This is a genomic window from Streptomyces sp. NBC_00388 (genome assembly GCF_036061255.1).
Classification (GTDB): Bacteria; Actinomycetota; Actinomycetes; order Streptomycetales; family Streptomycetaceae; genus Streptomyces.
The window spans coordinates 1,335,219-1,348,563 of sequence record NZ_CP107948.1 but is presented as its reverse complement, the minus strand read 5'-3'; the positions used below and the strand labels follow the sequence as shown (position 1 = coordinate 1,348,563).

Below are 13,345 nucleotides of genomic sequence, written 5' to 3'. Positions count from 1 at the left end.
GAAACAGCGGAGGGCCACCCGGATCGTCCCGGGTGGCCCTCCGCCGTGCTGAGCGTCGTCAGGCGGCCTTGGCCTTCGTCGCGTACATGTCGACGTACTCCTGGCCGGAGAGGCGCATGACCTCGGCCATCACCGAGTCCGTGACCGCGCGCAGCACATAGCGGTCGCGGTCCATGCCGTCATAGCGCGAGAACTCCATCGGCGCACCGAAGCGGACCGTGACCTTGCCGGGCCGCGGCAGCCCCGCGCCGTTCGGCTGGATCTTGTCCGTACCGATCATCGCGAACGGCACCACGGGCGCGCCCGTCATCAGTGTCAGGCGTGCGATGCCCGTACGCCCCCGGTACAGCCGTCCGTCGGGGGAGCGGGTGCCCTCCGGGTAGATGGAGAACGCCTTGCCGTCCTCCAGGATCTGGCGGCCGGTCATCAGGGCGGCGACGCCGCCGCGTCCGCCGTCGCGGTCCACCGGGATCATCCCGACACCGGTGAAGAACCAGGCCATCAGACGGCCCTTCAGCCCCTTGCCCGTGACGTACTCGTCCTTGCCGATGAAGAAGACCTGCCGCTGGAGGCAGATCGGCATGATCATCGAGTCGATGAACGTCAGGTGGTTGCCGGCCAGGATGACCGGACCCGTCCCGGGAATGTTCTCGACGCCCTCCACCTGCGGGCGGAACATCAGACGCATGATCGGTCCGAGCACTGCCTTGATGAGCGCGAGTCGGGACAACGGTTCCTCCGGAGTCGGGGCCGGGCGGCCACGGTGAAGTATGTGCAGGTCGGTACGGTACTCGCGCGCCGTGGTGCGGCGCACATCGGGTTCACCCCAATGGTGCGCGTCGTTGACGCGAGTTCGAGCCGTGTTCCGTGCGGTTCCACCCCACGTTAGGCGCAACTCCCTACCATCGGGCCCTTCAGCGTTGACAGGTGCGGGACATCACAGCGAGGAGTGCCCATGTCGCAAGGCGGAGCGAGCGCGAAGACTGGACCCGGACGGCGCACACTGCTCGGCGCGGCGGCCCTCGGTACTGCCGCCCTGGGCCTGTCAGGGACGGCGCGGGCCGCGGCGCCGGCCGCAGGTCACGGCAGCTCGTACCGTGACCTGCCCGCGCCCACGGTGATCGGGCACCGGGGGACGGCGGGCTACCGCCCCGAGCACACGCTCGGTTCGTACCAGCACGCTCTCGACCTCGGCGCGGACATCATCGAGCAGGACGTGGTGCCCACCAGGGACGGGCACCTCGTCTGCCGCCACGAGAACGACATCTCCGCGACCACCGATGTCTCCGAGCACGCCGGGTTCGCGGACCGCAGGACCACGAAGACGGTCGACGGGACGGCAGTCACCGGCTGGTTCACCGAGGACTTCACCCTCGCGGAACTCCGGACGCTCCGGGCCAAGGAGCGCATTCCGGCCAACCGCCCGCACAACACGCTCTACGACGGGCGCTGGCCGGTCCCGACCTTCGAGGAGGTGCTCCGCTGGGCCGACCGGGAGGGCCGCGAGCGGGGCAGGGCGGTCTGGCTCTACACCGAGACCAAGCACCCGACCTACTTCCGCGGGCTCGGCCTCGGACTTGAGGAGCGCCTGGTCGCGCTGTTGCGGAAGTACGGCCGTGACCGCCGCAGTTCCCCGCAGTTCGTCCAGTCCTTCGAGCCGGGCTCCGTCCAGCGTCTCGCCCGGCTCGCCGGCACCCCGGGCATCGTGCTGCTCTCCGACCCGGCGAGCAGGCCCTGGGACTTCGTGCAGTCGGGGGACCCGCGCACGGTCGCCGACCTCCAGTCCCCTGCCGGGCTGAGGTGGATCGCCTCCTACGCCCAGGGCATCGGCCCCACGCTCGACTCGGTCATCCCGAAGGACCGGGACGGCCGGCTCACCGAACCGACCACCCTGGTGCGGGACGCCCACGCACAGGGGCTCCTGCTCCACCCGTACACGATGCGCAACGAGAACACCTTCCTGCCCGCGGACTTCCGGCGCGGTACGGACCCGAACGGCTACGGCGACGCCTTCGGCGCGTTCCGGGCGTACTTCGATACCGGGATCGACGGGGTCTTCTCCGACAACGCGGACACCGCGCTGCTCGCGGCCGCCGATCACCGCGCCCGCTGACCCCGCCGCCCGGCCGCCCTCCCCGTACGGGTGAGAGGGCGCCGCGGGGGCAACCGCGCCCGGCGGCCGCCGCGTCCCGCCCGGCATGGATCTCGTCACCGAACTGAGCCCGCTGCTCGCGGCCGAGGCGGCGGCCGAAGCCGCCGCGGCCGGAGTGGACCCCGCCGATCTCGAACAGGCCGTGTGGGTGCGGCTGCTGGAACAGACACCCGCCGAGCCGCACCGCTGGGTCCGCTCCGCCGTACGGGCCGAGGCCCGCCGGGCCAGGCGGCAGGCCAGGCGGGAACTGCCGTACGCCGTCGAGCCGTACGCCGACCCCGATGCGCGGCCCGAGCCCGCCGCCCTCGCCGCCGAACGGCGCCGTGCGGTACGGGCCGCCGTGAGCCGGACCCCCGGGCGCTGCCCCCGGCTGCTCGCCGCGATGCTCTCGCCCGCCGACCCCACCTACCGGGAGATCGCGGGCGAGTTGGGTATGTCACAGGGGAGTCTGGGGCCGGTTCGTTCCCGATGTCTGGGATGTCTGCGGAGAATGCTGACGACGGAGATTGCGGCCGGGGGCCGGTGGGGAAAGGAGCGTTAGATATCCGGTGAACAGGTGAGCGGGAGGCATGCGCACATGGGCATGAGTGTGACCATCTCAGCGGCGACTGCGCAGGACGCCGAGCAGATTCTGAAACTGCAGTACCTCTGCTATCAGGGCGAGGCCGCGCTCTACGGCGACTACTCCATCGAGCCGCTCACCCAGACGCTGGACGCACTGCGGGCCGAACTGTCCGGGGGCCACGGGCTGGTGGCACGCCTGGGTGACGAGGTGGTGGCCTCGGTGCGCGGCGGGGTGGACGCGTCGGGCACGGCCCGGATAGCCAAGCTGATCGTGCACCCGAGGATGCAGCGGCACGGCATCGGAGGACGGCTGCTCACCGCCATCGAGGAGAAGTTCGCGGCCGACCCGGCAGCCCGGCGCTTCCAGCTGTTCACCGGCCACCGGAGCGAAGGCAATCTGCGGCTCTACCGCAGCCACGGGTACGTACCGGTCGCCACCGAGCAGACCGGCCCCGCGGTGAGTGTGGTGACGCTGGAGAAGGAAGCCGGGGCGCGCGCCTATGTGAGGAGCGCCTGACCCGGTGCGCGGTATGTCCGCCGTCAGCGACCGGCGGCGGACCGGCGCAGCCAGAGCATGCCCAGCACCGGAAGGATCACCGGGATGAACAGGTAGCCCATCCCGTAGTCCGACCAGACCGTGGCATCCGGGAACGCGCCGGGGTCGGCCAGGGTCCAGCTGCCCGTGACGAGGACGAAGACCAGCTCGGCGGCGCAGCACACCAGCGCCGCCCGGCGGGCCGTCTCGCCGCCGCGCACCAGCGAGTAGGTGATGAACCCGTACACCAGGGCCGCCACGGCCGAGAGCGAGTAGGCCAGCGGCGCCTTCCCGAAGTCCATGATCATCTGGACGACCGAGCGGGAGGCCGCCGCGACCGTGAACACCCCGTAGAACCAGACGAGCACCCGGCCGGGGCCGGTGCCCAGCTCGTACGGGGGCTTCTCCTGCGCAGTGGTCATCGTCAGTTTCCCCAGATGTCGTAGAGCCGGACTTCCAGCACGGCCAGAACCACCGCGCCCGCGGCGACCGTCACCGATCCCCAGCGGGTCCGTTCGGTCAGCGAGAGGAACCCGGCGGCGGGCACGGCGGCGAAGGCGCCGATCAGATAGGCGATGAAGATGGCCTTGCCCTGCTCGGGCCGCTCGCCCCGGGCCAGCTGCACGATGCCGGTCACCAGCTGCGCCAGGGCGAGTACCGAGACGACGGCCATCCCGATGAAGTGCCAGTCCTTCGTGGGCTGGTCCCGGTAGGCGGCGTAACCGCACCAGGCGGCGAGGGCGAGCGCGGCCACAGTGACCGCGACCGTCAGGGCGACAAGCATGGGGCCGAGGGTATTACGACGCGCACCGCCCGCCGCGCGCGGCCCCGGCGCCGGGGGCCGGGCCGGGCGAGGCCGTGGCCTTGGCCACAGCGCAAGACCACCACCGCCGGCCCGACCAGGCCGCCCGTACTCCGCCGCGTATGGCGTCGCCGCAGGTCGGAGCAGGTCCGCAGGTGTCGACGGGCGAGCGGGAAGCACGTCCACGGCCGTCCGTTATACGGACAAGCGTGCTCGGGCCGCCCTCACTTCTGCTTTACTTGCCGCATGACCACGACGAGCAGCCGCACCCTTGCGACCGAGGCGATCAGCACGCCCGGTGCTCGTTGTATGTGTCGAATGCGCGCCTTCTGAGGGTCCCTGCCCGCGCCCCGAAGCGGGACCGAGAGCCGGGCCGCCCGCCTCCGCTCCCCAGCGGACACGGCAGCCGCCCGCCCACGCGCACGCAAGCCTTCCGGTCACCACCGTTACGGCCGTGCCGCGCTTCAAGGACGAATGCCCCGTGCCGGCGGACACCGCGCCGCGCACTCGACAGTGATGGAAATTCTGTGATCACCACCACCGGCCTGACGAAGGTCTATGCCTCGCGCGGCCGTGAGGTCACCGCCCTGGACGGCGTCGATCTGCACGTCCGAGAGGGCGAGGTGTTCGGCGTCATCGGCCAGAGCGGCGCCGGCAAGTCCTCGCTCATCCGCTGCGTCAACCTCCTCGAACGCCCCACATCCGGCACCGTGACCGTGGACGGCACCGACCTCACCGCGCTCGCCGGCCGCGGCAGCCGCGCGGGCCGGGAGCTGCGCGCGGCCCGCAGCCGGATCGGTATGGTCTTCCAGCACTTCAACCTGCTGTCGTCGCGCACCGTGCAGGGCAACGTCGAACTGCCGCTGGAGATCCTCGGGATCACCGGCAGGGAGCGCGCCCGCAAGGCGCTCGAACTGCTCGACCTCGTCGGCCTCGCCGACCGCGCGAAGTCCTACCCGGCGCAGCTCTCCGGAGGGCAGAAGCAGCGCGTCGGGATCGCCCGGGCGCTGGCAGGCGATCCGAAGGTGCTGCTCTCCGACGAGGCGACTTCCGCGCTCGACCCCGAGACCACCCGGTCGATCCTGCAATTGCTCCGCGACCTCAACCGGCAGCTCGGCCTCACCGTGCTGCTGATCACTCACGAGATGGACGTCGTCAAGACCGTCTGCGACTCCGCCGCGCTGATGAGGAGCGGCAGGGTCGTCGAGTCCGGGACCGTCAGCGGACTCCTCGCGACGCCCGGTTCCGAACTGGCCCGTGAACTGTTCCCGGTGGGCGGCCCGCTGCCCGGCACCGACCGTACGGTCATCGACGTCACCTTCCACGGGGAGAGCGCGGGCCGCCCGGTGATCTCGCAGCTCTCGCGTACCTACAACATCGACATATCGATCCTCGGCGCCGCGATGGACACCGTCGGCGGCAACCAGATCGGCCGGATGCGGATCGAACTGCCGGGCGCCTTCGATGAGAACGTCGTGCCGATCGGATTCCTGCGCGAACAGGGCCTCCAGATCGAAGTGGCAGGCGCCGAAGACCCCACGCTGCTGAAGGAGGACGCGAAGTGAACTGGTCCGAGATGCAGCCGCTGCTCTCGCAGGGCACCACCGACACCCTCTACATGGTCCTGTGGGCCACGCTCGTCACGGTCCTCGTCGGCCTGCCGCTCGGCGTGCTCCTGGTCCTCACCGACAAGGGCGGGCTGCTGCAGAACCGTCCGGTGAACAAGGTCGTCGGCGTGATCGTGAACATCGGGCGTTCGCTGCCCTTCATCATCCTGCTGATCGCCCTGATCCCCTTCACCACCTTCGTCGTCGGCACCTTCATCGGGCCGACCGCGATGATCGTCCCGCTCGCGATCGGGGCCATCCCGTTCTTCGCCCGGCTCGTCGAGACGGCGGTCCGCGAGGTCGACCACGGACTGGTCGAGGCAGTGCAGTCGATGGGCGGCAGCGTGCCCACCATCGTCAGGAAGGTGCTGCTGCCGCAGGCCCTGCCCTCCTTGGTCTCCGCGGTCACCACCACCGTCATCGTGCTCATCGGGTACTCGGCGATGGCCGGCGCGGTCGGCGGCGAGGGGCTCGGCTCCAAGGCGATCACCTACGGGTACCAGCGCTTCGAGAACAGCTTCATGATCGCGACCGTGATCGTGCTCGTCGTGATCGTCACCGTCATCCAGCTGATCGGCGACGGAGCCGTACGCCTGCTGGCGCGCCGGGGGCGCACCGCCGCATAGACCACTCCTCAGCACACGGCCCGTACTCCTTGTCCGGGCGACATCCGCACCACTGGAAAGAGGCACTTTTCGTGCGCAACTCCCGCAAGATATCCGCGTCCGCTGCCGCCGTCGCCGCTCTGGCCATCGGCCTCACCGCCTGCGGCACCTCGTCCGACCCGTCGAGCAAGCCCGAAGGCGCCAAGGCCGACACGAGCAAGCCGCTCGTCGTCGCCGCCTCGCCCGTCCCGCACGCCGACATCCTCAACTACGTGAAGAACCACCTGGCGGCCAAGGCCGGGCTCAAGCTCCAGGTCAAGGAGTTCACGGACTACGTCCTGCCGAACAGGGCCACCCAGACCGGCCAGGTCGACGCCAACTTCTTCCAGCACAAGCCGTACCTCGACGACTTCAACAAGAAGAACCACACCGATCTCGTGCCCGTCGTCAGCGTGCACCTGGAGCCGCTGGGTCTGTACTCCAAGAAGGACAAGGACCTGAAGTCCGTCAAGTCCGGGCAGACCGTGGCCGTACCCAACGACACCACCAACGAGGGCCGCGCGCTCAAGCTGCTCGCCGACAACGGGCTGATCACCCTCAAGAGCGGGGTGGGCAGCGAGGCCTCGCTCTCCGACATCAAGGACAGCAAGGGCCTGAAGTTCAAGGAGCTGGAGGCAGCGACGCTGCCCCGCGCCCTGAACGAGGTCGACGCCGCCGTCATCAACGGCAACTACGCGATCGACGCCAAGCTCAAGCCAGCCAAGGACGCTCTCGTCCTGGAGAAGGCGGCAGGCAACCCCTACGCGAACCTCCTCGTCGTCAAGAAGGGCAGCGAGAAGGACCCGCGCGTCGAGAAGCTCGCGAAGCTCCTCAACTCCCCGCAGGTGAAGAAGTTCATCGACGACAAGTACCAGGGCGCCGTCGTCCCCGCCTTCGGGGCCGTCAAGCCCTGACCCCCGCACCGCCGGTGCCCGCGGCCGGCCCCGCGTACCCTCACGTGGTACGCGGGGCCTCCCGCGGCCACCCAGCCATGCGGCGCCCGTTCACCATGCTGCATGCTGTGGCTTTACGTCGGTCCCTGGCCATGGAGCAGCGCATGACGACCACCTTCCCGGACATCTCCATCAGCACGGACCGGCTGGTGCTGCGCCCCTTCGAGGAGGCGGACATCCCGCCGCTGGCGGACATGATGAACGACGAGGCGGTCACTGCCTGGACCACGGCGCCCCACCCCTACCAGCACATCGACGGTGAGCGCTGGGTGCGCAGGATCGCGCCCGCCGAGCGCACCGCCGGCCGCGGCATCGTCCTGGCCGTCACGGAGTTCCTCACCCACCGCCTGGTCGGCACCGTCCATCTGCGCGCCACCAACTGGCGCACGAGGGCCACCGAGGTCCGCTACATCACCGCCCCCTGGGCACGCGGCGAGGGGTACGCCACCGAGTCGGTGCTCGCCGTGGCGCAGTGGCTCTTCCGCGACCAGCGGTTCGAGCGCATCGAGCTGCGCACCCCGGCGGACAACACCGCGGCGCAGCAGGTCGCGCAGAAGATCGGCTGCATCAGCGAGGGTGTGCTGCGCAACGCCTGGATAGCGCGCACCAGGACCGAGAACGGCACGGACGGCGGCTGGACGGACATCCGCACCGACCTCATCGTCTGGAGCCTGCTCCCGGAGGACCTGGAAGGGATCGCCGACCAGCTGGCCGGCGCCGGCGGATACGGCACTTTCAACGACTGGAACTGACCCCCTCGTCGGCCGCCCGCCGCAGCGGGTAACCTCGCGGGTGCCCGCTGTTCCGCCCCGCGGTCCCGGCTCACCCCCCTCCGCACCTGCACACATCCGGGCGGAGCGGCTGCCGGGGACCGGCAGGACGCCCGCACCCCGCCGCGCGACAACACCAGGAGACTGACGACGATGGCCGACCGGGTCACGGTGATCGGCTGGGACGGCTCGCCCCTGACCGCAGCCGCCAGGTCCGCTCTCTCCGCGGCCACACTGGTCGCCGGGGCCGGGCACCACCTCGCGCTGCCCGAAGTGCCGCCGGGCGCCGAGCGGATCCGCCTCGGCAGTGTGAGCCTCGCCGCCCGCCGTATCGCCGGACACCGCGGCACCGCGGTGGTCATCGCGGACGGCGACCCGGGCTTCCACGGTGTCGTCCGTACCCTGCGCTCCCCGGAGTACGGCCTGGAGATCGAGGTCGTCCCCGCCGTCTCCTCGGTCGCCGCGGCCTTCGCCCGCGCCGGCATGCCGTGGGACGACGCCGAGGTCGTCGTCGCCCACCCGCGGACGCTGCGGCGCGCGGTCAACGTCTGCCGTGCGCACCCCAAGGTCGCCGTTCTCACCTCACCGGGCGCCGGCCCCGCCGAGCTCGCGCTGCTCCTCGAAGGGGTCCACCGCACCTTTGTGATCTGCGAGGAACTGGGCACCGCCCGTGAGCAGGTCACCGTCCTCACCTCCGACAAGGCCGCCGACCACAGCTGGCGCGACCCCAACGTCGTCATCGTCATCGGCGGCGGCGCTCCGGCGGACGCCCCGGCGGTGCGCGGCTGGGCGCTGCCGCCGGCAGAGTACGGAGAGGGGCTCAGCGAGGGCGAGGACGCCGGACTGCGCGCGGCCCAACTGGCCAGACTCGGCCCGCGCACCGGCGATCTCGTCTGGGACATCGGCTCGGGCAGCGGGGCGCTGGCCGTCGAGGCGGCCCGCTTCGGCGCCGCCGTCATCGCGGTCGACGCCGACCGCGAGAGCTGTGTCCGTACGGACGCTGCGGCACACCGTTTCGGGGTCCAGCTCCAGGTCGTCCACGGGCAGGCCCCCCACGTACTGGAGCGGCTGCCGGAGCCCGACGTGGTCCGGATCGGCGGCGGGGGCGTGGCAGTTGTCACCGGATGCGCCGACCGCAGGCCCCAGCGCATCGTCACCCACGCGTCGACCCGCGACGAGGCCGAGGCGCTCGGTGCGGCGCTGGCGGACGGCGGCTATCTAGTGGAATGCGCCCTGCTGCAATCCGTGGACCTGGACACCCGTACCTGGGCGGAGCGCGAGCGCTCGGTGGTCTTCCTGGTGTCGGGCCGCCGTCCGGAAAGTGGCCCCTGACCCTGCTCCGGGACGGCGCGGGGTAGGCTGGCCGACTGTTGTACCGCAGCTGGGGGTTCGGCGCTTCGTTCGCCAATGTCCGGAAAAAGGAACCGTTTTGGGTCCGGTGTGGTACGGCGGCACCGGGGACGCGCAACGTGGCGCAGCCCACAGCGGACCGTGGCAGGAATCCCTGCACGGCGTCGAACGGCCGTGACCATACTGATGTGTCCGCAGGCCTTTCGTACCGCACGGCGTGCCCGCTCGTTGTCCCAGTACGGGCGACCCGGTAAAGGGCTGAAGGAGCACTATGGATGGGCGAGGGGTACGCATGACCGACACCGGCCAGGTCCCGGGCGAGGGACAGCCGGGGGACGCAGGCATGCTGGAGCAGCAGGGCCTCCCCGCCCCCGGCGCCTACACCTTCCTCGACCCCTCGGAGAACCCCACCGAGGACGACGACCTCCTGCTGATGCCCGGCGCGCAGGGCGCGTGGAGCGAACCGCAGCAGCCGCAGTTCCCTGCGCAGGCCGCACCGCTGCCCGAACCGGGCGCCCACGAGACCGGCGGCCGCGATTCCGGCTCCGTCGATGTCGGCGCGGTCCGCGCCCAGACCGCGGGTCAGCAGGCGCCGCCGCGCAGGCCGCTGCACATGGGCCCGCCGGTGCCCGACACCACCGGGGGTGTGGTGCGCTCACTGGCGGACCGCGGTCCTTCAACGGCGCCGGCGCAGCCCGCTCCGGTCTTCGACGGCGGTCCGAAGACCCTCGGCCCCGAGTACCTGGACTTCCCCCGCGACGAGGCCGATGTCCTGCCCGGCCCCCAGCTGGGAGAGATCCCGCCGCAGGCCGCGCCGTGGACGCCGCAGCCCGCACCGGTGGCGGCACACGAATCCGCCGCCGCGCAGCCAGCCCCGGCGCCCCAGCCCCATGACGTCCCTGCGGCTCCCGCCGGTGCGGCAGGGACGGCCGCCCCCGACGCGGTCGCCGCCCAGGCCCCGGCCGCCCCGGCGCCCGTGGCCCCGCAGCCCCCGGCCGCCGAGGCCGCGCCGTCCGCCGCGCAGGACTCGATGGGACGGTTCGTCCCGGTCGAGGGTTCGCTGCCGTCCGCGCCGAACCTGGCCCCCGCGCCCGCCGCGGCCGCACCCGTGACCGCCGCGGTCCAGCAGCCGGTGGAGGAAGCCGCGCAGGCCCCCGCCCAGGCAGCGGAGCCGCAGCCGGAGGCAGTCCAGGCCGCCGCGCCGGCACCGGAACCGCACTCCCCGCAGGACCAGGCCCAGGTCCAGGAGCACGAGCGGACACAGCCGCACGCACCGGTGGCGGCGGAGCTGTCTGCCGGCCGGGGCGCAGAGGAGCTGCAGGGCCCGGTGGCGGAGCCGGCAGCGGAACCAGCGCCGGAAGCCGTGGCCGCACCGGCCCCGGAGCCCGTACCGCAGGGACAGCCGGAGCCGGTTGTCGCCGTCGCGGAAGCGGAGGGCGAGACGGCAGCTCCGGCCTCGGCAGGGCAGGAGGGCGCCCCGGCGCCCGCCCCCGAATCCGTACCCATAGAGGCCGGGGAGCAGCTTCCCCGCACCCCGGCCGTGGCCCCGGTGCCCGCCCCCCGTCACGGCGGAGCGGAGCAGCGGCTGCCCACCGCCGAGGCGCAGACGGATCACGCCGCACAGGCCGATGCCGCCGTGCGGAGCGACCCCGCAGGACAGACCGGCCCCGCAGCATCGAGCGACCCCGTGGACCCCGTGGAGCAACCCGCGGCGCAGGCCGAACCGCTCCCCGAAGCCGTCACCGAGCAGGTCGGCCACCCCGCGGCCGCCGGACCCGCGGCGGCGGAGCAGCCGGAGCCCGCCGCCCCCGCGGCACAGCCGGTGGAGGCCGCGGTGGCCGAGGGCGAGCCGTGGGGAATGCCCTCGGCCGGGCTCCCGGCAGCCGTGCCCGGAGCCGAGGCGAGCGCTGCGGCCGCCGGGCCGGTCGTGCCCGCGCCGGCCGCCGCCCCCGTACCGGCCGCCGAGGCCCAGCCGTTCCCCACCGAAGCGGAGCAGGACGTGGAGCCCCGCACGGAGCACCCCGCCGACGCGTACCCCGGCACGGAGCAGACCGGCACGGAGCAGACCGGCACGGAGCAGACAGGCAGCGAGCAGCCCGGGGCCGAACAGCCCGCGGACGGCGAAGCGGCCGTCGTCGCCGAGCAGCCCGCAGACGGCGAGGCCGCCGTCGCCGCCGAGCCGCAGCCCGTCGCCGCGGAGCCCGTCGCGCCCCCCGCCCCCGGCTACGACGACGCCGAGCGCGAAGCCGTCCTGCGGGTCATGCGCGAGCGCCGCGACATCCGCAACGGATTCCGCAGCGACCCCATCCCGCACGAGGTGCTGCTGCGCGTGCTGGAAGCCGCGCACACCGCGCCGAGCGTCGGCCACTCCCAGCCCTGGGACTTCGTCGTCATCCGTTCGGCCGAGACCCGTCGTTCCATGCACGAGCTGGCACAGCGCCAGCGCGAGGCCTACGCCAAGTCCCTTCCCAAGGGCCGGGCCAAGCAGTTCAAGGAACTGAAGATCGAGGCGATCCTCGACACCCCGGTCAACATCGTCGTCACCGCCGACCCGACCCGGGGCGGCCGCCACACTCTCGGCCGGCACACCCAGCCGCAGATGGCGCCGTACTCCTCGGCCCTCGCCGTCGAGAACCTCTGGCTCGCCGCACGCGCCGAGGGCCTCGGCGTCGGCTGGGTCAGCTTCTTCGACGAGCGCGAGATGGTCCGCGCCCTCGGCCTGCCCGAACACCTCGAAGTCGTCGCCTACCTCTGTGTCGGGTACGTCGACGAATTCCCCGAGGAGCCCGAGCTGATGCAGGCGGGCTGGTCCAAGCGGCGCCCGCTCTCCTGGGTCGTGCACGAGGAGACGTACGGCCGCCGCGCACTGCCCGGCGAGGAGCCGCACGACCTGCTCCAGGACACCATCACCAACATCAGGCCGCTCGACGCCAAGGCGCTCGGTGAGGCGTGGGACCGCCAGAAGCGGATGACCAAGCCCGCCGGGGCCCTGGGCATGCTGGAGATCATCTCCGCACAGCTCAGCGGGCTCTCCCGGATGTGCCCCCCGCCCATCCCGGAGCCCGCCGCGGTGGCGATCTTCGCCGGGGACCACGGGGTTTACGCCCAGGGCGTCACCGCCTGGCCGCAGGAAGTGACCTGCCAGATGGTGGCCAACTTCCTCGGCGGCGGCGCGGTCTGCAACGCCTTCGCCAACCAGGTCGGTGCCGAGGTCTGCGTCGTGGACGTCGGCGTCGCCGGTGAACTCCCGGCCACACCGGGCCTGCTGCCCCGCAAGGTGCGCGCCGGTACCGGCGACTTCACCACCGGCCCCGCGCTCACCCGCGAGGAGGTGCTCTCCGCCATCGAGGTCGGCATCGAGACGGCCCGCGACCTGGTGGCGGCCGGCAACAAGGTGCTGCTCACCGGTGAGATGGGCATCGCCAACACCACGGTGTCCGCCGCACTGATCTGTGTCTACACCGGCCAGGACCCCAGCGAGGTCACCGGCCGCGGCACCGGCATCAACGACGAGATGCACGCCCGCAAGGTCGATGTCGTCCGGCGCGGACTGGAGTTGCACCGGCCCGACCCGGCCGACCCGATCGGTGTCCTCGCGGCGGTCGGCGGGCTCGAACACGCCGCGCTGGCCGGCTTCCTGCTCGGCGGCGCCTCGCTGCGTACACCGGTCATCCTCGACGGTGTCAGCGCGGGAGCCGCCGCACTGGTCGCCCGGGCCATCGCGCCCGAGGCGCTCGCCGCCTGCATCGCGGGCCACCGCAGCGCCGAGCCCGGCCATGTCGCCGCGCTCAACAAGCTGGGCCTGCGCCCGCTGGTCGACCTCGACCTCCGCCTCGGCGAGGGAACCGGCGCGCTGCTCGCGCTCCCCGTCGTCCAGAGCGCGGCGAGGGCGATGCACGAAGTGGCCACCTTCGACTCCGCGGGCGTCACGGAGAAGTAGCCGCAGCGCACGCGAGTGAGGGGCCGGG

At 72.2% G+C, this 13,345-nt stretch carries 12 protein-coding genes; 9 read left to right on the top strand and 3 right to left on the bottom strand.

Features of this window, described 5'->3' with window-relative positions; all coding sequences use genetic code 11:
* Positions 1-58: 58 nt before the first annotated feature.
* Positions 59-730, bottom strand: a complete 672-nt coding sequence (locus OG917_RS06165) for a lysophospholipid acyltransferase family protein (RefSeq protein WP_328316510.1) — start codon at positions 728-730, stop codon at positions 59-61.
* A gap of 225 nt (positions 731-955) precedes the next feature.
* On the opposite strand from OG917_RS06165, the gene OG917_RS06160 reads away from it, so the two are divergent.
* From OG917_RS06160 to OG917_RS06150, 3 genes are all read left to right on the top strand, one after another.
* The gene (locus OG917_RS06160) at positions 956-2,113 is read left to right on the top strand and encodes a glycerophosphodiester phosphodiesterase (protein WP_328316509.1); all 1,158 of its coding nucleotides are present in this window, start codon (positions 956-958) and stop codon (positions 2,111-2,113) included.
* Positions 2,114-2,198: 85 nt separating this feature from the next.
* Positions 2,199-2,693 (top strand): sigma-70 family RNA polymerase sigma factor, encoded by a 495-nt coding sequence (locus OG917_RS06155; RefSeq protein WP_328316508.1) that lies wholly within the window; start codon positions 2,199-2,201, stop codon positions 2,691-2,693.
* A 36-nt stretch (positions 2,694-2,729) separates the two neighbouring features.
* Positions 2,730-3,233 (top strand): GNAT family N-acetyltransferase, encoded by a 504-nt coding sequence (locus tag OG917_RS06150; RefSeq protein WP_328321687.1) that lies wholly within the window; start codon positions 2,730-2,732, stop codon positions 3,231-3,233.
* Between the two features lie 23 nt (positions 3,234-3,256).
* Here the strand turns inward: OG917_RS06150 and OG917_RS06145 are convergent, their stop codons facing one another.
* On the bottom strand, positions 3,257-3,673 hold the full coding sequence (locus OG917_RS06145; RefSeq protein WP_328316507.1) for a hypothetical protein: 417 nt from the start codon (positions 3,671-3,673) through the stop codon (positions 3,257-3,259).
* Positions 3,674-3,675: 2 nt separating this feature from the next.
* Positions 3,676-4,035: a hypothetical protein gene (locus tag OG917_RS06140; RefSeq protein ID WP_328316506.1), complete on the bottom strand. Its 360-nt coding sequence runs from the start codon at positions 4,033-4,035 to the stop codon at positions 3,676-3,678.
* A 545-nt stretch (positions 4,036-4,580) separates the two neighbouring features.
* On the opposite strand from OG917_RS06140, the gene OG917_RS06135 reads away from it, so the two are divergent.
* The 6 genes from OG917_RS06135 (at position 4,581) to cobT (ending at position 13,317) form a co-directional block, all read left to right on the top strand.
* On the top strand, positions 4,581-5,618 hold the full coding sequence (locus OG917_RS06135; RefSeq protein ID WP_328316505.1) for a methionine ABC transporter ATP-binding protein: 1,038 nt from the start codon (positions 4,581-4,583) through the stop codon (positions 5,616-5,618).
* Positions 5,615-6,286: a methionine ABC transporter permease gene (locus tag OG917_RS06130; RefSeq protein ID WP_328316504.1), complete on the top strand. Its 672-nt coding sequence runs from the start codon at positions 5,615-5,617 to the stop codon at positions 6,284-6,286. The genes OG917_RS06135 and OG917_RS06130 overlap by 4 nt, the downstream gene beginning before the upstream one ends.
* A 71-nt stretch (positions 6,287-6,357) precedes the next feature.
* Entirely contained in the window at positions 6,358-7,218 is an 861-nt protein-coding gene (locus OG917_RS06125) for a MetQ/NlpA family ABC transporter substrate-binding protein (protein ID WP_328316503.1), read from the top strand.
* A gap of 143 nt (positions 7,219-7,361) precedes the next feature.
* The gene (locus OG917_RS06120) at positions 7,362-8,009 is read left to right on the top strand and encodes a GNAT family N-acetyltransferase (RefSeq protein WP_328316502.1); all 648 of its coding nucleotides are present in this window, start codon (positions 7,362-7,364) and stop codon (positions 8,007-8,009) included.
* 171 nt (positions 8,010-8,180) lie between these two features.
* Positions 8,181-9,359 (top strand): precorrin-6y C5,15-methyltransferase (decarboxylating) subunit CbiE, encoded by a 1,179-nt coding sequence (gene cbiE / locus OG917_RS06115; RefSeq protein ID WP_328316501.1) that lies wholly within the window; start codon positions 8,181-8,183, stop codon positions 9,357-9,359.
* A 310-nt stretch (positions 9,360-9,669) separates the two neighbouring features.
* Positions 9,670-13,317, top strand: a complete 3,648-nt coding sequence (cobT, locus tag OG917_RS06110; protein WP_328316500.1) for a nicotinate-nucleotide--dimethylbenzimidazole phosphoribosyltransferase — start codon at positions 9,670-9,672, stop codon at positions 13,315-13,317.
* The last annotated feature ends 28 nt before the right edge of the window (positions 13,318-13,345 follow it).